Below are 22,148 nucleotides of genomic sequence, written 5' to 3'. Positions count from 1 at the left end.
GCGCTCCTGCACCGGACGAATTGCGCAAAACGTCTTTTGCCGGATGGTCGAACCGCAGCTGCAGGAATCTCCGACGACCGATATCGGTGCGTTGCTTCTTTTCTCGACGCTCGACGTCAATCTTCGGCGTCAAGCGCCGCAAGAATTTCACGCGCACCAGGATCGTCCGAATCGTCAAAGGCCTTGTGAAGCACGCGCTTGATGCGCCCGCTCGGCGAAGCGTATTCGAACGCTTCACGCAGGAGCAGCGGATCGCCCGCAAGCACTTCGATGACGTCCGTTTCGTCCAGCAACGCCAGTGCGTCGTCGTTGCCTAAAAGTGCTGTACGCACGTCATACGACGCGTCGCGCTTAAGGAGATCGAGCACCGGCTGAGGCAGATTCTTGCGATCGGCGACCGCCTCGCGAAGCTCGGCGCAGCCGCTTGCGGCAAAGCGCACCAGAAATTCGTCGGGCACTTTGAGCGCTTGGACCATGCGCAAAAAGCGCCCGAGCTGACGAACTTCCAGGAAAACCATCGGCGCATTCGTCCCGAAATCGATCGCATCGAGCATATCGGTGCCGCTTCCGTCACCCGCCTCGCTGCAAGCCTCCCGCATGAAAGCGAGCGCATAAACGCAACCGTCGGGTTCGACGAAGCGCCAGCGCTCTTCCTTCGGTTTTGTACCGATGCGACCGGACATGTGCAGGAAATTCATGCGCGCGCTCGTCGGAAAGTCAAGGGCGCTCATGAGGCGTTCTCGAACATTTGGGTCCGGATGCGTTTCGTGGGCGTTTTTGAAGGCCTGCGCCGCGCGCATGCACGCTTCGAGCGCCTTGGCCTTCTCAACGAGAAGAGCCGCGTCGCCCGCCGCCGCAGCCTTGAGCCAATCGTCCTGCGCTTCGCTCGTAATCCGCTCGAGCGAAGCGGCGAGCGACTCGATCAGGCGTTCGTCGTGAGCGGCGATTTCGCACAGAAGAGCCGAATCAAGTCGACGAACCGCATCGCAGTTGTCAGCCAACTGCTTTCGCACGTCGTGCGCTTCGTCGGATGCGAGCGCAAGAAGCGTCGTCTCTTCCAGTTCCGCCTGTGCCGCGGCGGCGCGTCGACAGCGCGCGTCGACATGGCGAGCGAGACGCTCGAAGAAAGCGTTCTTTTTCGTGCGCCACGCCGACGGATAGTTGTTCCAGTCGATCGCATCAAAACGATCGAACATATCGAGCGCTTCAGCCGCAGCCGCCATCGGAAGCGGCAGCACGATCGCATCCTCGCGATCGATGCCTGCGTCGCCAAGACGTCCGCTCACGAGCGCCATGCCGCTCGAAGCGGCGGCCGCGCGTGCCGCACAAATACGATTGAGACGAGAAAACCGAGAAAAGTTTGCGAGTGCCGCCATTTACCAACCAACTCCTTTTCGATTAAGCATCGGAAACACGTACCAAACTGCGCTTCCGTTGTTTTCATCTTAGGAACCAATACGTCAATTTTCGTCGCGTACATATTTTTTACTTGCGACATTAATTGACGCTATAAAACGGCAGAAAAGGCATTAGCACTAAAAAGGGCTACCGCCGACAACTTCTCGCCAGCCCCCGTCCGGTCGACATTTTCGGGCGAGTCGCGGCAAAATCAGGATTCACCGCAACGGATTTTTCTCGAGCCAGCATGCACTCGCAAGCCTTCCGCTATCTCACCGCCATTCTTGAGGCCGGCAGCATTTCGCGCGCCGCGGCAGCTCTCGAGATTTCGCAGCCCTCGCTCTCGCAATATGTGCAGCGACTCGAAAAGGACGTCGGTGCCGAACTCTTCGACCGCTCGACGCGGCCGCTTTCGCTGACGGAATCGGGGCGGATTTTTTACGACGCCGAAAAGCGCGTCGCGCAAATCCGCGAGGACTGCCGTCGAGCCGTCCTCGACATCAACGGCGGTGAACGCGGACGCGTTGTGATCGGCGCCTCGGAGTATCGAGAGATTTTCTTTCTGACGGAGGTGCTCCCTGTCTTTCGCGCAGCACACCCGGGCATTGAGATCGCACTCGAAGAAGGTACGACGCGCGAGCTCGAAGAATTCGTCTGGAGCGGCAAAACGGATTTGTCGCTTGTGATCGCGCCGCTGGCGCAGCCCGGACTCGAGTCGATAGAAATCTGCGAAGAGCGGCTCCTCCTTGCCGTGAACGAAAAGAGCCCGCTGACGGCGGCTGCCATGGCGGTCTGCCCGCCGCAACTGCGGCAAGCCGAATTTCCGCCTTTTCCTTTCAAACTCCTAGCCGACGAGCCCTTCATCGTCGTGCGCGCCGGACAGCAGATCCACGACCTTTACCGCTCGCTTGTCGCGCAAACCGGGGCTTCTCCCAAAATCGTCCTTGAAAGCGAATCGCTTAACGCCGCGCTCGCACTTGCGGGTGCCGGACTCGGTGCAACGATTGTGACCGAAACGCTTGCACGCCGAAGCAACGCCGCGCTCGGGGTGAAATTCTTTGCGATCGACCCGGCGGTACCGAACCGCTTGGTCGTCGCTGCCTATCGGCCGGCGCGCTACCTCTCGAAGGCTGCGCGCCTGCTCGTGCGAACGATGCAAGCGGTCGCTGCCGAGCGCTTCCAGAACGGCTGAGCGGACACTCGAGAAACCGAGAGCGCGTCCGCATGCTTAGCGGCGCGCGGGCACGAGCTTATAGAGACGGTCACCCTCGCGGATGCGCTCGGGGACGGCGATTGTCGGTTCGTCGCCTTTGCCGGCGCACTTGGCGGGCACTTCTTCAAGAAGCATCCCCTCAACCGTTCCCATGACAGCCCCCGAGGTGGGGCCCGTCACGACGAAGCGGTCGCCCTCTTCAATCGTCTGCGTTTCGATGCGGAAGCACCCGACGCCCGCACGCGGGTAGTAATTGATGCAGCGGCCGACATAGACTTTCTTGAGCGAAGCGAGCGAACCGTTGCCGGCCGTCTGCTCAAGCGACTTTGCGCCCATGTACCAGCCGTCCCAGTAGCCGCGGTTGAACACACCGCCAAGCCGCTCGTTCCAACGTTCGACGTCGGCCTCGGCCCAGCGGCCTCCGAGCACCGCCTCGAGCGCCTCGCGGTAGCACTCGACCGTCGTGCGCACATATTCGGGGCTGCGGGCGCGCCCCTCGATCTTGAAGACCTTGATGCCGGCCGTCACCATGCGGTCCATGATCCCGATCGTTTTAAGGTCCTTGGGCGAGAGAAAGCGCGCACCGTCAAAGTCGATCGCCTCGCCGCGCTCGATGTCTTCGAGCCGATACTTGCGACGGCAGATATGCTGGCACTCGCCGCGGTTGCCGCTTTTGCCCCGCAAAAAGAAGCTCAAATTGCAGCGCCCGCTCACGGCCATGCAAAGGGCGCCGTGACAGAAGCACTCGATGCGAACGCGCTCGCCGCTCGGGCCGCAGATGTTTTCCCGTTCGATCGTCTCGGCTATGCCCCTGATTTCTTCGAGCGTCAGCTCTCGCGCAAGAACAACGACGTCGGCAAACTGCGCATAAAACTTGAGCGCCCGCGCGTTCGAGATGCTCAACTGCGTCGAAAGGTGCACCTCAATGCCGCGTTCGCGCGCGGCGGCGATGGCGGCCGGGTCCGCCGCAATCACGGCCGAAATACCCGCCTCGGCCGCCCGATCGAGCATGTGCTCCATGAGCGGCAATTCCCCCTCGTAGACGATGGAATTGAGCGTGAGGTAGGCCTTCGCCCCCTTGTCCGAACAGCGCGAAACAATTTCGGGGAGGTCTTCGAGCGTGATACTCGAAGCGGTTCGCGAGCGCATATTGAGTGCGCCTGCGCCGAAATAAACCGAGTCGGCACCGCCCGCAAGCGCGGCGGCAACGGCGTCGAGCGCGCCGGCAGGGGCCATGATTTCGTAGCCGTTCAGAGCGTGAGCGTTGGGCATGTTGGAACTGGACCGAGCGCGGCAACCGACTGTCTGAGCGAGCAGCGCCTCGGCGAAAAACCGATCGAATAATGGAGATTCGGCATTTTCTTTAGAGACGGCCGTCGCGTCAAGCCTGTGCGTGCGCTCGTCATCAATTCTTCCATCCGTCGCGATGCGCGCAAAACTTATGCGCAAAAAAGACCGCTCGAAACGCAATGTCTCGAGCGGCGGATCAACGCTCGCGGCATCGGTCGGCCGAGCGTTCGGTCGATGCCGCTAGGGCGTCGTCAAGATCGGGTTATTTTTTTATCGTTCCTCAATCGAAGTAGTCGACGTGCTTGTTGATCTCGTCAACGATCGGCTGCTTGCGCGCGTTGAAGACCTTCTTATTCTTCTCGAAAAGGTTTTGGCCCTTCGTGTCGATCGAAACGATGAGCGGACCGAATTCCTTGACGCGCATCACCCAAATCGACTCGGGCATGCCGAGTTCCTCCCAATGGTGCGCCTCGACCTCTTCGACCTTGCTGGCCGCAAGCACCGCGCAGCCGCCCGGCCACACGCAGTGCAAAGCCTTGTAGTCGCGGCAGCCCGCTTCCGTATTGGGTCCCATGCCGCCCTTGCCGACAATGAGCTTCACGCCGGTGTCGCGAATGAATTCGCGCTCGAACTTCTCCATACGCATCGAGGTCGTGGGTCCGATCGATACGACCTTGTAGCCGCTCGCGGATTCTTCGCCGCAGGGCACCATGATGGGCCCGGCATGAAAGATCGCTTTGCCTGCGAGATCGACGGGTAGTTCGCGGTGCTGCTTGACGAGCCGCATGTGCACGTCGTCGCGCGAGGTAATGAGGTAGCCCTCCAAATAAACGATGTCGCCGATTTCGATCCCTTCGAGATCCTCGTCCTTGATCGGCGTCTTGAGGTAGTGCGTCTTCACAGTTCCACCCCCTTGTGAGAAAGCAGTTCGTAGGACATGTCGGCATGCAGGCGAATCGCCGCACGGCGGTGTCCCCAGCAGCCGACCGAAACGCCGACGGCAAGGCACGACGGGTGGCGCGCGGCCTGTTCGACATTGACGCCCATAACGGAAAGTTCGCCTGTAAGACCGCCGGGGCCGATATTGATTTTGTTCAGTCCCTCTTCGACCATGCGCTCGAACTCGGCTGCGCGGGCGTTGGAGTTGTGCGAGCCCACCGGGCGCATGAGCGCGCGTTTCGAGAGCGTTGCCGCCACTTCGACGGAACCGGCAATCCCGACGCCGACGAGCAGCGGCGGGCAGGCGTTGACGCCGCGCTCGCAGATCGTGTCGAAAATGAATTGCACGACCGCTTCGTAGCCTTCGACGGGCATGAGCACCTTCGCCGCACCGGGCAGCGAGCAGCCGCCGCCCGCCATGTAGGCGTAGATCACGGCATCCGTCGAATTCGGGACAATCTCGAGGTCAATCCAAGGAATGCGGTGCCCGGTGTTGTCGCCCGTATTGCGCTCGTCAAAAATCTGAACGGCGTTGTGGCGCAGCGGCGCCGCCTTCGTTGCGCGACGCACGGCCTCCTTGAGGCACGCTTCGAGCTCGTTGCGAATGGGAAAATCGGCACCGAGTTCGATGTGATACTGAATGACGCCCGTATCCTGGCAGAAAGGAACGTTGCGCGCTTTGGCCATGTCGAGATCGGTAAACATGGCATCGTAAATAAGCTCGGCGAGTTCGCTCTTCTGAACGCGCCGCATCTCTTCGAGCTTCTCGTAAACGTCGTCAGGCAGCCGCTTGCCGAAGAAAGCGGTGAATTTGGCCATGACGTCCGTAAAACGCTCGACAAGCTGAGCCTGATCGGACATTGCTTCTTTCTCCTTAGGGTCGATGTAGCCTCGACGACGCCCCGAAGGGCGCCCCTGAAACTAAGCCCAAAGTCTAGGGAGCGATTGCCCATAAGTCGAATATTTGATGAATTATCAAATATATAACTTACAGACTATAAGAAGACTGACCGAACCTCAGCGCGAACGGCGAAGCGCCGCGAGGAGCCCCTCGCACTCGGGCGGCAGCGGCGCGCGAATATCGAGCGCCTCGCCCGACACCGGGTGCTCGAACGCAAGACGCGCGGCATGCAGAAACATGCGCTTAAACGGCATGCCGAGCGTACCCTGTGCGACCGCCTTGTTGAATTCGAAATCCCCGTACTTGTCGTCGCCCACAAGCGGATGTCCGCTCGCACAAGCGTGCACGCGAATCTGGTGCGTGCGGCCGGTCTTGAGTTCGACGTCCAGGAACGTTACGGCACCGAAGCGCTCGAGCTGCGTGAAGATCGAGTGCGCCTTCATGCCCTCGGCCGAAACGCGCACGCGCCGCTCGCCCGACGCAAGCAGGTATCGCTCCAAGGGCAGCCGCACGTGCTGGCGCTCGTTTACCCAGTCGCCCTTGACGAGCGTGAAGTAATGCTTCTCGACACCGCCCGCCTTCATAAGGTCGTGCATGCGCACAAGCGCCTTTCTGGTTTTGGCAATCACGATCGCGCCGCTCGTCTCCTTGTCAAGACGGTGGCAGAGCTCGAGCATGGGCTCGTCGGGGTGCGTCGCACGAAGCCGCTCGATGAGGCCGTAGGAAATCCCCGAGCCGCCGTGCGCGGCAATGCCGGCGGGCTTGTTGACGACAAGCAGATGACGGTCCTCGTAAAGCACGGGAATCGCGCCCTCGGCAAAGGGCGCCGCAGGCGCCTGCGTCACCGGACGCTGCGAAACGCGCATCGGCGGAATGCGCAGTACGTCTCCCGTCTCGAGCTTGAGTTCGGCCTTGGCGCGTTTGCGGTTGACACGCACTTCACCCTGACGGACCACGCGGTAGATGTGGCTCTTGGGCACCCCCTTGGCCACACGCACGAGATAATTGTCCAAGCGCTGTCCCGCAGCGTCTTCGCCGATTTCGACATACGTAACCCGATCGGCGGGCAGTACCGAGATCGAAGCAGATTTCTGGGGCGTAATTTCTGTTTTGGCAGGTGCGGACATCGTCTATACTTTCGTTCTGTGCGCCGGAAGCGGTGCCGCAATGCGCGGCGGCGTTTTCAGTGCTTGTCGACATGCCTCAAAGGCGATCGGCGGCCCTACGAAGGCCGCGCGCGCATTGTCGCATGTTTCGTTTTGGATTTGTTTCCGTTGGATGCGCCTTGCCGCGCCCGCCTTCGACCGCTTCAGGCCGCTTTCGGCCGGTTCGAACCGAGGCAAAGGCAGGTTTTGCGCATCGAGCGGTTTTTTGTTTGTTTTGCACGCTTAGCGCAGTCTTCGCTGCGGCGACCTAAAGCGAACAACCGAACTCGGACACGCTTCCCCAGGATAGGCGTTCCGCCCTGCGGCTTTTCTTTTCAGAAGCGCGCTCGCAGCCTTTTGCCCCCTACAAAGGGGGAAATTGGCCGCTTGAGCGCACGCAAAAGAGTGCTGCGGCGCGGGAGCCCATGGCGCGGATAAGGTGTCTGCTTGCGGAAACCGCTTCGCCGTCAGCGTTTGATTTGTGCGGCGCGCAGCTTCGGCCGGCCGACTCGTTCGTCCGGCCGTTGCCACGGATTTAAAGAATTTCGTTCGCTCTTCCGACGATTGTCGAGCGCCTGGCGCTTCCGGATCGAGGAGACCGATGCGATCGAGCCCCGCGCACGCGTTTGCGTCCGACGGGCGCTTTGCCGAATCGGACGACCTGAAGGATTGCGAATCGAAAGCGTTGCGTTGAAGACGCGGCCGGCACATTGACGACGGCTGCGGACTCGACGGCCATAGCCCGCTCGGCGAAGCTGAAGCTCCCGCCGGCTGCCGCACGCCATGCACCCCAAAGCGAGGGTCGCGCCTGCCGCCGGAACGGTCCCTATTTCAGAGCTCGCTCGCCCAAGAACGCGTGGCACCGCCGCCGACGCCTCTCTTTCGAACCCGCAATCCACAAAATGCCGTCCGACACGCCTAAGCGTTCCGAAGGCCGCACTTGCGAGCCCGGCTTCAGCTCGCCTCGCGGCCGTCATCCTCGCCACCCGGACCGCTTCAAAGCATTCGCATCGCCGAAAGACAGAATTTTCGGGTCCTGTTCGTAAAGAACGCCGCCCGAGAAGCGGAACAGCTGTGAGGGATCGAGCCCTCGCCGTCCGACAGTTTGCATCCCGACGTACGGGTCGAGCGTCGCCTTCGAGCAGGAAGTGTTGACGCGCTACGAGACCGCGTCGACGCGTTTTCGCGGGCTGGATGCAGAAGTGCCTGTCGCCCGAGCGAGATGCGACTCTCCCCAAAGCGCCGAATGCCGCACCTGTTGTGCGGTGCGTTCGGCCGACACGCTATCCGCGACTTGCCGGTCCACGGCGTGCCGCTCCTTGCTCGGGAGCCGTGCGCGTGTTCTTTTTTATGCTCTTTTCGCCAGTCAAGAGACCGACAAGCTTCCGGAGCGCCCGACGCGGGCTCTCTGTGCGGCCCGTGCTGCGCAGATAAGCCGCGATGCGCGCAAAAGAAGGCAAATTACAGCGCGAACGATTGAATTTACTTCAGTGGCACGTCCTTCGCCCGCGTCAGTGGCGCCTCAAGGAGTGCTCAATGAAGCGAATGCTTTTCAATGCCACGCATCCGGAAGAAACGCGCGTCGGCATCGTCGACGGTCAGAAGCTGATCGACATCGACATCGAAACAGCGGGCCGCGAAGCCCGCAAGTCCAATATCTATAAGGGCATCGTCACGCGCATCGAGCCGAGTCTCGAAGCGTGCTTCATCAACTACGGCGAGGATCGCCACGGCTTTCTGCCCTTTAAGGAAATTTCGCGCGCCTACTTCAAGCCCGGTCTCGACGTGCGCACCGCCACGATCCGCGAAGCCATCACGGAAGGGCAGGAGCTCATCGTCCAGGTTGAAAAGGAAGAACGCGGCAACAAGGGCGCCGCGCTCACGACCTTCATCAGCCTCGCGGGCCGCTATCTCGTTCTGATGCCGAACAACCCGCGTGCGGGCGGCGTCTCGCGCCGCATTGAAGGTGAAGAACGTCAGGAACTGCGCGAAGCGATGGAAAAGCTCGACGTCCCCTCGGGCATGTCGACCATTGCGCGCACCGCGGGCATCGGCCGCACGACCGAAGAGCTCCAGTGGGACCTCAACTACCTTCTGAAGCTCTGGGAAGCCATTGTCGACGCCGCCAAGCCCCAGTACGAACTCGTCACGGAAGAAAACGGCCGACGCAAGGTCAACGTCACGACCGAAGCCGTGATGAACGGCAAGCCCCTGAAGCGCCTCAACCCCGCGCCCTTCCTGATCGTTGAAGAGTCGAACCTCGTCGTTCGCGCCATCCGCGACTACTTCCAGCCCGAAATCGGCGAAATTCTCGTTGACACGGACGAAATCTACGAGCAGGCCCGCCAGTTCATGGCGCACGTCATGCCCGACATGATCGGTCGCGTGAAGCGCTACCGCGACGACATTCCGCTCTTTACGCGTTTCCAGATCGAGCAGCAGATCGAAACGGCCTACTCGCGCACGGTGCCGCTGCCTTCGGGCGGCGCGATCGTGATCGACCATACCGAAGCGCTCGTGGCAATCGACGTCAACTCCGCACGCGCTACTCGCGGCGCCGACATTGAGGAAACGGCTTTCCGCACGAACTGCGAAGCCGCCGACGAAGTGGCCCGTCAGATGCGCCTGCGCGACTTGGGCGGTCTCATCGTGATCGACTTCATCGACATGGCCGATCCGAAGAATCAGCGTGCCGTCGAGCAGCGCCTGAAGGACGCCATCCGCTTCGACCGCGCCCGCGTGCAGATCGCCAAGATCAGCCGCTTCGGCCTGATGGAGCTCTCGCGCCAGCGTCTGCGCCCGGCCCTCTCCGAAGGCAGCCACATCACCTGCCCGCGCTGCAACGGCGTCGGCGTCATCCGCGACACGGAAAGCTGCGCAATCCAGGTGCTGCGCATCCTGCAGGAAGAAGCGATGAAGGAAGGCACGGGCGCCGTCGAGGCGCAGGTGCCCGTCGACGTCGCGACGTTCCTCCTGAACGAAAAGCGCATCGACATCACGAAGCTCGAAGCGCGCCACCGCGTGCCGATCATTCTCGTGCCGAACACGTACCTCGAAACGCCGCACTACCACATCGAGCGCATCCGCCAGGACGACGAACGTCTCGAAAAGCATGTGGCGAGCTTCAACCTCGTTGAAGAAATCGACACGCGTGCGAGCGACCCGTATGCGCAGAAGTCCGCCGAAGAAAAGGCGCCGCGCAGCAAGCAGGAACCTGTCATCAAGAACATCATGATTGAGCGCGAGCCCGCGCCCGTCCATGTTCCGAAGGAAGAGAAGGCGCAGTCGCAGAAGAAGCCCGTTGAAGCGCGTCCCGAAGCCGTGACGCCCAAGAAGGGGCTCTTTGCGCGCATCGCCGCGTTCCTCTTTGGCGACAAGGAAGAGAAGAAGGAAGTCGAACCTGAAACGCCGAAGAAGCCCGCCGAAGAAAAGAGCGCTCGCGCCTCGAGCGAGCGCGGCTCGCGCCGCGGTACGCGCAGAGGTGAACGCACGAACCGCAGCCGACGCGATCGCACGGGCGAGCGACTCGAACGTGCGGATCGCCGCGAAGCCGCTGCTGCTGAGGAAAAGCGCGCTGACGAAGAAAAGCGCCAGAGCGCGCGTGCGGATCGTACGGATCGCGCAGCCGACGTGAAGGCCGAAATCAAGGCCGACGCGCAGGAGCGCACCGAAAAGAACGAACGCCGTTCGCGCCGGCGCCGCAGCCGCACCGAAGCCGCAGCCGACGAAACGCAGCAGTCCGCCCTGGCCGTTCAGGTCGCACCGGTCGAACAGCTCGCGCCGACAGCTGAAGCGGTACCCGAAGCCATTCAGACGACGACCGAACCCGCTCAGGGCACGGAAGACGCCGAACTGGCGCCGCAGGAAACCCGCAGCGAAGAGAGCACCGAACGTAAGCCGCGCCGCCGCTCCCGTCGCCGCCGCTCGAACGAAGCCGTCGAGACCGTCGAAGCCGCCGAGGCGACTGAAACGATCGAGACGACCGAAGCGGTGACTGCAGCCGAAGTGCCCGCCCAGAAGCCCGAAGCGGCTGAGAAGGTCGAAGCGATCGAAGCGCCGGTCGCTGCCGAAAGCGGCGAAGGCAGGGAAGCCGCCGAAAGCATCGAGACAGCGCAATCCGTCGAAGGCGCCGAAGCCGCTGAAAACGCCGAAGAAGGCGCTCGCCGCCGTCGTCCGCGCCGTCGCCGCCGCAGCCGCAATGCAGCCGAAGGCGAAGCGAGTACCGAGACCGCGCAGGATGTGCAGCCGAACGCTGTGGCCGAAACGAGCGAGCCCGCTGCAGCGGCTGCCGCAGCCGAAGCTCCCTCAAGCGTTGAAGTCGTGAAGACCGAAGCGCTTGAGCAGATCGAGACGAAGGCGCCTGAAGCCAAGACCGAAGAGAAGGCTCAAGAAAAAGCCGAAAAGACGGTTGACGCCAAGGTCAAACCTGCGATCGATCCAGTCGAAGCGATGTGCGCCGAAGTAGCCGCACACCCCGCTTTCGGCACCTTCCACGAAAGCGAACCGCTCGTTCAGATCGAAACGAAGCCCTCGGCCGTCTCGATGGCCGTTTCCATGGCCGTTCGCGAAACTTTCCGTGAAGCCGCGAAAGAGCCCGCGAAGAAGGAACGCCGCCGTCGCTCGCGTAAGCCCCGCAGCGAAGCGCCCGTTGAAGAGAAGCTCGTTCAGATCGAAACGAAGGTGACCGCTGACGAAACCGCTGCCGCGGCTGCAACCGAAACGGTGCAGGAAGTGCGTGCAGCTGAACCGAAGCCTGAAGCGACCGAAACGGTCGAATCGGTCGAAAATGCGCAGGCTGCCGACGCCGAGCCCGTCGCTGAAGTGCTCGAGCAGATCGAGACGAAGCCCGTCGCCGCTGAGACGGTTGAAGCAGCTCAACCGGTTGAACCGCTTGAAGCCGTTCAACCCTTCGGAACCCTCGCAATTGCCGAAGGGCTCGAAGCGAACCTCGCGCGCGCCGGCCTCGTTCAGGTCCATACCCGCCGCGACTTCGACACGCGCGTGAGCTACGCCCCCGTGATCTACCCGGGGCGTCCAACCGTGCATGCCGCCACTCCCGCAGACGAAGCCGAAGGGCTCGTGCAGGTTCACACCCGTCCCGAGCTCGTGAAGCCCGTCGTCTACGAACCCGTCCGCTACCCGGGCCGCCGCACGGAAAAATCCGTTGAAGCGGTCGCCGAAGCGCTCGTTCAGGTGGAAACGAAGAAAGCCTAAAACGCTGCTCAGGTGCGGTCGGTGGCGTCAGTGCCGTCCGACCGCCAAAAGCACCAAAAGCAGCAAAAAGCGCCATAGGCCCATAAAGAACCCCGGATTGTTGCAAAACGTCCGGGGTTCTCTTTTTTTCTTCGAGCTTTTCGCAGACGCCTTTCAGCCGAACGGCGATTGCCGGTCCGCTTAGCGCCGTTCGGCTCGCTTGGCGGCAGACCGCACGACAAGCCAAAGGCATGCCGTCATCAGAGCGGCCCCCAACATCACGGCGCTGTACTTCCAGGCTTCGCCCATGACAAGCGGCACAAAGACCGAGGATGAAAGACAGAAGGCCATCGTGAGGCAGAACTGCTGAATGGAAGCGGCAAGCCCGCGTCGCGTGGGGAACCAGTCGAGGTTCATGACATTCATCACGGGACGGACAGCCGAAACGGCCACGTTGTAAATCATCGGAAAGACGATGACGGCAGGATAGCCGCCGACGCCCTCAAGCTCGAGCCAGATGCCGAGAATGCCCGAAGCCACCATCACGAGGATGCCGCCGAAAATGAGGCGCCAATTGCCGATCTTGGCCATGATGCGCGGCCCAATAAAGGCGCCGACCATCGTTGCGGCGACGAGCGGCACCATAAGAAGTCCGAAGTCGTTGACGTCGCGCGCCATGATGTGCAGCACAAAGTCGGCAGCTCCCGCCGAATAGACGATCGTGCCCAAAAATGCAAAGCCGTGCCCGAGCGCGCCCGCCATGAAGGCTTTGTGGCGAACGGCCCTGAAGTAGCCCGAAAGCAGCGGCCCCGCACGGAAGGGCTGCCTGCGCTGGCGCTCGAGCGACTCCTTGAGGCAGCGCCATACAAGGAGCGCAACGCAGACATTGAAGAGCGCCAAGAACGCAAAAACCGCACGCCATCCCGCCAAAAGCGTAATCCAGCCGCCCGCAACGGGCGCAGCAGCGGGCGCAAGCGCGAAAAGAATCGCCGTGAGGCCGATGAGTCGCGCGGCATCGGCGCCATCCCATCGGTCACGAATGACTGCCTGCGACAGAACGGCCCCCACCGATGCACACATGCCCTGCAAAACGCGCCAGCAGTAAAGCGCCTCGAGCGAATCGGCAAACATCGCGCCGATGGAGGCAGCGGCAAAGACGAGCGTCGCCGCAATGATGACGGGCTTGCGGCCGACGGCGTCGGAAATCGCGCCCACAAAGAGCGCACTCACGGCATAGGCGGCAAGATACACGGAGAGCGTCTGCTGTACGCCCACCATGGTTGTCCCGAGGTCGGCCGCTATCGTCCCAAAGGCGGGTACGTAAGTATTCGCAGCAAAGGGACCGAGACTCGAGATGGCCGCTAGCAGCGCCGCGTCCCCAAATGACGGCGACCGAGGCGCAGCCTTGCCGGCGTTGTCGGCACCGGTGCCCGAGGTTGCTTCGATTTTCCCCATCAAGACGCTGCTTCCTTAGAATGCAAAGGTTTCCGAAGCTTTCAGTTTATGCCGAGCATGCCCACTTCCGCATCCCAAGAAGCGTTGACGCCCCTTCGTCCCTATTGCGGACGTTTTGCGCCCTCACCCACCGGCCGCCTGCACCGTGGGAGCCTCGCTGCGGCGCTCGCAAGCCGATTGGATGCGCATGCGGCGGGCGGCCGCTGGCTGATTCGCATTGAAGACATCGATCCGCCGCGCGATATTCCGGGAGCAGGCGAAGACATACTGCGCACGCTCGAGCGCCTTGGCATGCCTTCGGACGGTCCCGTACTCTGGCAGCACGACAGACTCGACGCTTACGCTGCGGTCTTCGAGGACTTGAAGGCCAAGGGCGCCGTCTACGGATGCGCGTGTTCGCGAAAGGAAATTCGTGCGGCGGCGCAGGCGCTTGGACTCCCTGAGGGCGTTTATCCCGGCACCTGCCGCGGGGGTACGGGCGGACGCGAAGCACGTGCCTGGCGCTTTCGCGTACCCGATCGAGATGTCACCTTTGTCGACAGACTCGCCGGCCCCTATACGCAGAATGTGGAAAAGGCCGTGGGCGACTTCGTTCTGAAGCGCGCAGACGGCCTTTGGGCGTATCAGCTGGCCGTCGTCGTCGACGACATCTTTGAAGGCATCACGGACATCGTTCGCGGGGCCGACCTCATCGACAACACGCCGCGCCAGTGCCTCCTCTATGAAGCGCTCGGCGCGCCGGTGCCCCGCTACATGCACATCCCGCTCGTTCTCAACGATCGGGGCGAAAAACTCAGCAAGCAGCAGGGTGCAACACCGCTTGCCGACGACGATCTCTTGGGTGAACTCGAGCGCGCGTTCGTTCATCTCGGGTTCGAACGGATCGGCGCCGACTCCATCGAAGCATTTCATCGCGAAGCACTGCGGTGCTGGGCCGACCGATTTGCCGAAGAGCCGGCTTGAAGCATTTCTATCGACGCTATGGCTACGAAACCGTCTTTAAGACTTCGGGCAGCTTTGGATCTTCTACCAAGAGCGCTCCGCTTGTCATAAGTTTTTTCAGCAGTTCGTCGACGCGTCTTGATCTATACACAGCTATTTGAAATTTAGCGAAATATCAGAATAAACAAACTATTCGGCCAGATTTCATCGAACCATTTGACCCAAAAAGTGCACAAAGGTGCGCTTGAATTTGTTTTCTCAGCACTGGCTCGGGCGTTTCTGCTTCTCTCTTTTACCGTGCAGAAAAAAGGCCCTCCCTTTTCCAGGAAGAGCCTTCGTCCAAACAGAAAAAGCGATTTAACGCACGATGCGAGGCGGCTTCGCCAGACGCGCCATCGACGAGTCGTCGGGTTCTTGTGCCGCAACCGCATACGGCAGATCGTCGTCATCGTCTTCGGAAACGATTTTGTCCGCGAGACCGAGGAAGCCCGGCACCACCACGTCGTCCGTCCCGGTTTCGTCACCCGAGGGGTCTTCGACCGACATCACCTTCACTTCGAACTGCAGGCCGCAGCCAGCGAGCGGGTGATTGGCTTCGAGAATCGCCACGCCTTCGGCGACATCGGTAATGCGCCAGATGCGGCCGTCGGGGCCTTCGCCCGGCACTTCGTCAAACTGCAGCCCCGGCACGACGCTTTCAGGATCGCCAAGCCGCTCAAGCGGTACCATGCGGATCGCGTCCGCGTCGTATTCGCCGAAAGCGTCTTCGGGTTCGAGCGCAATCGTGAAGCCTTCGCCCGGGAAGCGTCCTTCGAGCGCAGCCTCGATCTTCGGGAAGATATCGCCGTGCCCGTGCAGGTACGTAATCCCTTCGGGGCCGGTTTCTTCGAGAATCTTGCCGGTCATGTCTGCCATCTTGACAGCAAGCGTCACGAGCTTGTTCTTCTGAACGTGCTGTTGCGTCATTTTCTTGTTTCTAATCCCGTTGATTGAATCTGGTGCTCGTGCGGGCTTCTGCGCCGCAACGATCGGAAAAATTGCTCAATGGTCTTATTCTCGCGCGCTCAGAGCTCGCTTGCCTGCGGCCAACGACGCCCCTCGGGCCTACCCGGCAGAAAGAGCGCCGCAGCAATAAGCACGAGGTTGGCGATGGGAACTTCGGCGAGTAGCGCCCAGGCGCCCGAAAGCCCCCAGTCGTGCGCGCGGCGCGCGAGAAGCGCCATGAGTGCAAGCATCCACGCCCCCGTAAGCCAAGGAAGCGTCTTGGCTATCGCGACAATTGTCTCGTCGGAAATCCAGGCAGCGTCCGCTATCGGGTCGAGAAGCCAATAGCCTGCGACCCCAAGGAGCGCCCAAAGCGCAAACCCCTTGGCAAACGTCACGCGTCCGATGCGGCACTGCGGCCAGTAAAGCCGCATGAAGAGCGCGCCCAAAAGCGCCGGCACCCACAAGAGCCACTGCGTGAGCCCGTGCGCACCCGCGCTTTTCGCAGCCGCCCCCTCGTATGCTTCGCAGGCGTCGTACCGCATCATGTGCCGCTCATCCGTCAAGAATCGCATTCTGCCTTTGGGCGTCCCGCTCAAAGCGACATGATTCGCAGCTTCCACGTCCGGAATTCCGCTTCGGTGATGCGGCCCTTCTTGAGAAGCTTGCGAAGCTTTTCGACCGTGCCGACCTTCACCTGCAAGCGAATCGACGTGTTCTCGTCCATGCATTGAACGCGCGCGATTTCATAAAGGCGCTCGGCAGGCGAAACGGATGCGGCAGGGGTCTCGGCTCCCATCGAGGACTGCAGGGAGGGCTCGAGCGACTCGGGTGAACTGCTCGCCTCAACCGTCTCCTCACGCATACGTTCGCCGATTTGTTTGGCCTTTCGGTACGCTTCCCGGTCAAGCGTCGGGATCGTGAGCGGATCGGGCCCGAAGCGGTTCATGCTCGTGCCGCGCACAAGGCCGAGTGCGATAAGCACGAGGACGTTGACAACGGGAATAAGAAGAAAGAGTGCCGCCCAGCCGCTCGTAGCAAGGTCGTGCAAACGCCGCACGACCGCGGTCGCGAGTAGCGCCACCGAAAGCAGCAAAAGCACGCCGCCTAAAAAGCTCAGTGCAATACCGACGGGCTCGGCCACGGGCGCCGCTTCAAAGCCCATGAAGGAAGCCGCTGCAGGCGAAAACCCGAACACGACGAAACTCGCGCCCATGAGCGCAAACGCGGCAAAGAGCGAGAGCCAGTACGCCTCTCTCGAAGCGCGCCCTGCGGGCGATATCGTGAGCACTTCGTTCAGTGCGACGCTCATAATGCGGTTCCTCGAACAGAAGAAAAATGCCGGGCAAGTCGCGCGACAAGGCGCTCTCACCCGGCAGTTTTTATGCGTTTTGCGCGCGCCGCCCAACGCCCTCCCGCCCCCTTTCGGGGCGGACGAGCGCACTCGGCGCGCACCGCCTCAGCCTCAGCGAAGCTGTTCGGCCAAGAGCGTCAGAATGTTCGGCGCAACACCCGTGGGATCGGGATTGCCGTCGCCGTCCTGCACCGTAATGCGGGTATTGGCGCCTTCGTCGGCAAGATGGATGCGGTAGTTGGGCGCATCGATCGCCTTGTCGGAACCGAAGAGATTCGTGAAGAAGCCCTGCTCTTCCTTCTTCTTCTGTTCGTACGTCGGATCGAGATAGCGCACGAGGTAGTAGCCCGCAACGCGGTCGCGGTCGACGAGCTCGAAGCCCATGCGGTCGATGACGAGGCCGACGGTACGCCAGGCGCGATCGTAGGGCTCGAAGAGTTCGACGGCTTGCACCTTTTCGTCGGCGCCGTTGACAATGCGGCTCTTCGCGGGCACGGGTTCGGGCTGCAGATCCTGCTTAATCTGTTCGGCCAGCGCTTCTTCAGCCTTGCCCGAAGCATTCGGATTAAATTCGGCATCGATGCGAAGCGCAAGGCGCTGCAGCATTTCGGCTTCCATTGTGGGATCGTTCGGACCAGGCTGCCAGACGGTCGAGTCGTTCTGAGCACCCGTCACGACTTCGACCATCGAGCGATGCGTGATGTAGATGTCGGTCGTCGAATCGTCGTTGCGCTCCATGCGGACGCGGTACTGATCCTGCTCACCCGTCGAATAGGCGAAGTCAAGCACCTTGCCGACCGTGCGGCGAATGATGTCCTGCGGGAGTTTCGCTTTGTTTTCAGCCCATTCCGTTTCCATGTAGCCCGTCTTGGCGTCCTGCGCCTTCACGACAAGGCCCACGGAGGGCCAGAAGTCCTGCACCACGGGCCAGAGTTCTTCAGGCTTGGCATTGACGCGCAGCCAGCGGTCCGTGCCTTCCTTCATCACCTTGACGGTCACAGTGGCGGGCACGATTTCGCTGCCAACGGGTGTGTTGCTCTGAGCGGCCGCTGCCTGCTGACGCGCCGCTTCGGCGTTGGCGCTCACGACGGTCGTGCGCGACGGAACGGCGAATCGGTTGTCGTTGCCGATCGGCGTGAGATCGGGCGGCACTTCGAGGTTGGCGCGGGAGTTCGACGATTCGTACTGCACCTTCTCGTCGGTGAAGTCGATGCCGAGAACGGAGCAGCCGGAGACCGCGGTCGCGGCGGCGGCAAGCACAGCGAGACGAAGCGAAAGCTTGGTCATTGAATTGATTCCTGAAAAACAATATCCGGCCCTGCCGGAGGCAATTTTGAAATTTTAGCAAAGAGCCGCACGGCCTTTTGTGCTCGAAACTGCGAATTTATCGCGTGCCGAGCGGCTGTCCGTACGGTTCCGCGTCCGCGGGCTTTGTCCAGACGATGCGCGCGACGGCGTGATCTTCGGTCGTCATGCCTTCTTCGTAGGCAACGATATGCGCTTCTGCGGGCGTGAGCATAAGAAGCTCTCGCTCCAAAAGGTAGTGCGCCGGGTTTCGCGGACGTCCCCAGATGAGGCCGTTGGCTTTGGTGAAGGTCTCCATGATGAAAACGCCGCCCGGGCGCAACGAGCGCATGTAGTGCTCGAAATGCGGTCGATGAAGGTAGTTCGTGACGACGATCGCATCGAACGCTTCGTCCGCGTAGGGCCAGGGTTCCTTTTCGAGGTCGCGGCACTCGAGCGTGATGCCCGGAGCGCCCGCAAGCGGCTCGATTGCGTGCAGATCGATGTCGACGGCCGTGACACGCGCCCCGCGAAGTGCGAAATAGGCCGTGTGGCGCCCTTCGCCGCAGGCAACGTCCAGCACATGCGCACGGCGCGGCAGCAGCCCCGCAAAACGCATCACCCAGGCCGACGGACGCATCATCGCGTCGCAATGACAGAGTAGCGAGTCCTTACTATCGTTTTCTTCGATTGCCACCCGGGCCTCCGTCAAATGAGAAGCTCGACAACCATCTGCCCGAACATCAGGAACGGGCGCACAAAGAAGCTCAAGCCCCCGCCCACCATCAGCACAAGCAGAATGATCATGCCGTAGGGTTCGATCCGATCAAACGCCGCTGCTGCCCGGTAGGGCAGCAGCCCCGAAACGATGCGTCCGCCGTCGAGCGGCGGAATCGGGATGAGGTTGAAAGCCATCAGCATCAAATTGACGCTGATGCCCGCCGTGCAGACCGAAATCAGAAACTTCTCGTAAATGCCCGCAATGAGGAACACCTTGAGAAGCAGCGCCCAGAGCATCATCTGGAGGAGATTGGAAATCGGGCCCGCGGCTGCCGTAAGCATCATGCCGGAGCGGTAGCTGCGAAAACGGTTCGGATTGACGGGCACGGGCTTGGCCCAGCCGAAGAGAAGTCCGCCGCCCCCAGTCATGGCACTCATGAGAAGAAGGGCACCGGGCACCGCAATCGTGCCGACAGGGTCGATGTGCGCCAGAGGATTGAGCGTTACGCGGCCGAGCGCAACGGCCGTTTTGTCGCCGAGCCTCGCCGCCATCCAGCCGTGCGCCGCTTCGTGCAGCGTGATGGCGAAGATGAGCGGAATTGCATAAACGCAGACGAGCTGCACGGCATGGGCAAAAGAGTCCATCTCTGGAAAAAATCCTTGATTAGGCAATAAACGGTATGGCTTTCGATTCTAGCTGTGCCGCGGCACCCGCAATGTCCGCAAACTTGTTGCAAACGGAAAACACGCGTTTCAGATCGTTGACGAATCCGAGCGACGAGTCTCAGTCAAAGCTCGTCGGGTAGCCCCAGAGCGTCCAGACGGGGCGCAGATCGTGCGGAATCGGCGGCTGCTCGCCTGGCATCGGCCGCTTGGAGCGCTGACTGTGCCAGTCCGAGCCTGTACTTGCCAAAAAACCCATCTGACGGGCGACTTCGGCGAAGTGAACGTTCGCTTTTTCGCCTTGAGAACCCGAAGTGACTTCGATCGCCGTGCCGCCCGCGCCCTGAAACGTCTCAAGGAGCGCCGTCTCCTCCCAAGCGCTCGCGTACTTATAGCGGCCCGGGTGCGCTAATACGGCCGTACCGCCTTCGGCGCGAATGAAGTCGAGTGCTTCGGGAATGCTCGGCCAGGCAACGTCGACGCTGCAGGGGCGCCCGCGGCTCAGGTATTTGTCAAACGCCTCCTGGTAGACGCGGATGTAGCCCTTTTCGAGAAGCCAGAGCCCGAAATGCGTGCGCGAGAGATTGTCGGTACTGCCGCCCGCGAGCTTCACGGCGCCTTCGAAAGCCCCGGGCATGCCGAGTTTTTCAAAGGCGGCGCCCATCTCGCGGCCGCGCGCCTCGCGCTTTTTCGAAACATCGGCAAAGAACGCGGCAACACCCGGACTTTCTGGATCGATCCCGTAGCCCACGATGTGAATCGTCTGACCGCCCCAGAGCGTCGAAACCTCCACGCCCGTCACGAATTCGATGCCGAGCGCCTTGGCGGCGTCCCGCGCGGCAGCCGTTCCCGCCATTGTGTCGTGGTCCGTGAGACTCATGAGCCGGATGCCCTGCCGAGCGCAAAGCCCGACAAGCTCGGCGGGCTTCAGCGCGCCGTCGGACGCATTGGAATGCATGTGCATGTCGACCGGCATGGCAGCCTCCTCAAAATCCATCGATGTGTTGTTCTTGGTTTACTCAACCGAGAAAGTGTACAAAACCGCGCGGCGAGCGACACGATTTACCGCTCTGCCCGGACGCCCCGTCCTTTTCTATTTTTGCCGTCGCAACGATCGGCCGCTCATTCGTTCCCTGAGCCCCGCCGACTCTGAAGCGAAAGGCTACAATGCTCGCCAAATCAATGGTTTCTCTAACGCATCAGCATGGACGAAATTCAAAAGCTTCTTTTCTCCCGCGCCAACGTGCGCGGCGAAACCGTTGCGCTGCACGGGTCCCTCGCGCAGGCGCTCGAACACCAGGCGCTCCCCGTGGCGGCGCGCCGCTTGGCGGGCGAAGCCGCTGCCGCGGCACTTCTCGCCGCCGCCGCACTTCAATTCGACGGCACGGTGCAGCTGCAGATTGCGGGCGACGGCCCGGTGAAGCTCCTTGTCGTGGAAGTGCGCAAGGACCTCTCCTACCGCGTCACCGTACGCATGCGCGACAACGCCGGCGACATCGACCCGAACGCGACGCTTGCCGACCTCGTCAACAAGACGGGGCGCGGCCGATGCGCCTTCATTCTCGACATGACCGGCCGAACGCGCGATCAGCAGCCCTACCAGGGCGTGGTGCCGCTCGCGGGTGCGACGCTTGCCGAAGCGCTTGAAGCGTACTTTGCACAATCCGAACAGGTGGAGACCGTTCTGCGCCTTGCTGCCGACGATGTGGCTGCGGGCGGCGTCATGCTGCAGAAGATGCCAGCCACGGGCGGCCAGCTTCCTGAAGACTACGATCCGGAGGGTTGGTCGCGTCTTCGCATGTTTGCCGAAACCGTCAAGAGCGAAGAACTTCTCACGCTGCGCCCCGAGGATGTGAATCGCCGTCTCTTCTGGGAAGAGTCGCCGCTCGTCACGTTCGAGGCGAACCCTGTCTTCCGGTGCACCTGCACCGACGAACGGTTCGAGAACATCGTGCGCTCCGTGGGTGAAGCCGAAATCCGCGAAATCCTGCGCGCGCAGGGCGGCAAGTTCACGATCACGTGCGACTTCTGCGGCAAGGAAAAAACGTTCGACGAGGTCGACGTCGCCGCCATCTTCGGCCGCAAGACCGAGGAAAAGGACAACTGATCGCTCACCTCCGGCGGTTGTTCAATCGGACAAAAAAGTTCGCCCGAGAGGCTTCATCGCTTCTCGGGCGTTTTTTCGTTTTTGGCGCAACGTACTACTCGCGTCGATCGCGCGCTTTGGGCGCGCGCTGATTCTTCGGCGCGTGGTAGAGGTCCGACTTCTTCGGTTCGAAGGTCGGCGCCGAACCGGGCTTCACGTCAACCTGCAGCTGCGGAATCGGTTCGCTCTGTCGGCCGCCGCGGCGCACGTCTTCAACGCTTTCGACGCGAAAGAGTCGCTCGCCGGGCTTGATCATGTTGAGCTCGTAGCGCGCACGCGCTTCGACCGCGTCCTGATTGTGCTCGAGCGAATAGAGCTCGGCGGCAAGCGCCTCGTTCGTCGCGCGCAGGCGATCGTTTTCGAGGCGCTGCTCGGCAAGGTCGCGTTTCATTTCCACATACCGAAACCAGCTCGAGGGACCAGCCCAGAGCTGATACTGCATGACGCCGATGCCGAGCGTCAGTAGAACGATATAGAACCTGATCATGACCGATGCGCCGTCCTTTTGTCCTCAGCGCGCC

General features: G+C 61.6%; 18 protein-coding genes. 4 read left to right on the top strand and 14 right to left on the bottom strand.

The window, feature by feature from the left end:
- Window positions 1-116: 116 nt before the first annotated feature.
- On the bottom strand, window positions 117-1,376 hold the full coding sequence (locus tag H6A60_RS04725; RefSeq protein WP_205102259.1) for a hypothetical protein: 1,260 nt from the start codon (window positions 1,374-1,376) through the stop codon (window positions 117-119).
- Window positions 1,377-1,645: 269 nt separating this feature from the next.
- On the opposite strand from H6A60_RS04725, the gene H6A60_RS04720 reads away from it, so the two are divergent.
- Window positions 1,646-2,590, top strand: coding sequence for a LysR family transcriptional regulator (locus H6A60_RS04720; protein ID WP_205102258.1), 945 nt, complete (start codon window positions 1,646-1,648; stop codon window positions 2,588-2,590).
- A gap of 36 nt (window positions 2,591-2,626) precedes the next feature.
- Here H6A60_RS04720 and H6A60_RS04715 read toward each other — a convergent pair whose 3' ends face one another.
- The 4 genes from H6A60_RS04715 to H6A60_RS04700 form a co-directional block, all read right to left on the bottom strand.
- Entirely contained in the window at window positions 2,627-3,883 is a 1,257-nt protein-coding gene (locus H6A60_RS04715; RefSeq protein WP_239477587.1) for a peptidase U32 family protein, read from the bottom strand.
- A 298-nt stretch (window positions 3,884-4,181) separates the two neighbouring features.
- A complete protein-coding gene (ttdB, locus tag H6A60_RS04710) occupies window positions 4,182-4,802 on the bottom strand; it encodes a L(+)-tartrate dehydratase subunit beta (protein ID WP_205102257.1) in 621 nt (206 codons plus the stop codon).
- Entirely contained in the window at window positions 4,799-5,701 is a 903-nt protein-coding gene (ttdA, locus tag H6A60_RS04705) for a L(+)-tartrate dehydratase subunit alpha (RefSeq protein WP_205102256.1), read from the bottom strand. Before ttdA ends, ttdB begins: the two co-directional genes overlap by 4 nt.
- Window positions 5,702-5,857: 156 nt before the next feature.
- Window positions 5,858-6,868: an RluA family pseudouridine synthase gene (locus H6A60_RS04700; protein ID WP_205102255.1), complete on the bottom strand. Its 1,011-nt coding sequence runs from the start codon at window positions 6,866-6,868 to the stop codon at window positions 5,858-5,860.
- Between the two features lie 1,554 nt (window positions 6,869-8,422).
- On the opposite strand from H6A60_RS04700, the gene H6A60_RS04695 reads away from it, so the two are divergent.
- A complete protein-coding gene (locus tag H6A60_RS04695; RefSeq protein WP_205102254.1) occupies window positions 8,423-12,100 on the top strand; it encodes an Rne/Rng family ribonuclease in 3,678 nt (1,225 codons plus the stop codon).
- 180 nt (window positions 12,101-12,280) lie between these two features.
- On the opposite strand, the gene H6A60_RS04690 is transcribed toward H6A60_RS04695, so the two are convergent.
- Window positions 12,281-13,534, bottom strand: coding sequence for a Bcr/CflA family efflux MFS transporter (locus H6A60_RS04690; protein WP_205102253.1), 1,254 nt, complete (start codon window positions 13,532-13,534; stop codon window positions 12,281-12,283).
- A 57-nt stretch (window positions 13,535-13,591) separates the two neighbouring features.
- Between H6A60_RS04690 and gluQRS the strand changes: the two genes are divergently transcribed.
- On the top strand, window positions 13,592-14,497 hold the full coding sequence (gene gluQRS, locus H6A60_RS04685; RefSeq protein ID WP_205102292.1) for a tRNA glutamyl-Q(34) synthetase GluQRS: 906 nt from the start codon (window positions 13,592-13,594) through the stop codon (window positions 14,495-14,497).
- 336 nt (window positions 14,498-14,833) lie between these two features.
- Here gluQRS and H6A60_RS04680 read toward each other — a convergent pair whose 3' ends face one another.
- From H6A60_RS04680 to H6A60_RS04650, 7 genes are all read right to left on the bottom strand, one after another.
- Window positions 14,834-15,442 (bottom strand): FKBP-type peptidyl-prolyl cis-trans isomerase, encoded by a 609-nt coding sequence (locus H6A60_RS04680; protein WP_205102252.1) that lies wholly within the window; start codon window positions 15,440-15,442, stop codon window positions 14,834-14,836.
- A 98-nt stretch (window positions 15,443-15,540) separates the two neighbouring features.
- A complete protein-coding gene (locus H6A60_RS04675) occupies window positions 15,541-16,008 on the bottom strand; it encodes a DUF805 domain-containing protein (protein WP_239477585.1) in 468 nt (155 codons plus the stop codon).
- Window positions 16,009-16,055: 47 nt separating this feature from the next.
- Window positions 16,056-16,772, bottom strand: coding sequence for a DUF805 domain-containing protein (locus tag H6A60_RS04670; protein WP_205102251.1), 717 nt, complete (start codon window positions 16,770-16,772; stop codon window positions 16,056-16,058).
- 153 nt (window positions 16,773-16,925) lie between these two features.
- A complete protein-coding gene (gene bamC / locus H6A60_RS04665) occupies window positions 16,926-18,101 on the bottom strand; it encodes an NlpB/DapX family lipoprotein (protein ID WP_205102250.1) in 1,176 nt (391 codons plus the stop codon).
- A gap of 97 nt (window positions 18,102-18,198) precedes the next feature.
- Entirely contained in the window at window positions 18,199-18,795 is a 597-nt protein-coding gene (locus H6A60_RS04660) for a class I SAM-dependent methyltransferase (protein ID WP_338054837.1), read from the bottom strand.
- 11 nt (window positions 18,796-18,806) lie between these two features.
- Window positions 18,807-19,463, bottom strand: coding sequence for a site-2 protease family protein (locus tag H6A60_RS04655; RefSeq protein WP_205102249.1), 657 nt, complete (start codon window positions 19,461-19,463; stop codon window positions 18,807-18,809).
- Window positions 19,464-19,602: 139 nt separating this feature from the next.
- Window positions 19,603-20,457 (bottom strand): PHP domain-containing protein, encoded by an 855-nt coding sequence (locus tag H6A60_RS04650; RefSeq protein WP_205102248.1) that lies wholly within the window; start codon window positions 20,455-20,457, stop codon window positions 19,603-19,605.
- A gap of 228 nt (window positions 20,458-20,685) precedes the next feature.
- On the opposite strand from H6A60_RS04650, the gene hslO reads away from it, so the two are divergent.
- Window positions 20,686-21,588 (top strand): Hsp33 family molecular chaperone HslO, encoded by a 903-nt coding sequence (gene hslO, locus H6A60_RS04645; RefSeq protein ID WP_205102247.1) that lies wholly within the window; start codon window positions 20,686-20,688, stop codon window positions 21,586-21,588.
- 94 nt (window positions 21,589-21,682) lie between these two features.
- Here the strand turns inward: hslO and H6A60_RS04640 are convergent, their stop codons facing one another.
- Entirely contained in the window at window positions 21,683-22,114 is a 432-nt protein-coding gene (locus H6A60_RS04640) for a septum formation initiator family protein (RefSeq protein ID WP_205102246.1), read from the bottom strand.
- Between the last annotated feature and the right edge of the window lie 34 nt (window positions 22,115-22,148).

This window comes from Sutterella massiliensis (genome assembly GCF_016899755.1).
Classification (GTDB): domain Bacteria; phylum Pseudomonadota; class Gammaproteobacteria; order Burkholderiales; family Burkholderiaceae_F; genus Sutterella; species Sutterella massiliensis.
Note: the sequence above shows the minus strand (reverse complement) of the source record. Positions and strands in the feature narration are given on the sequence as shown.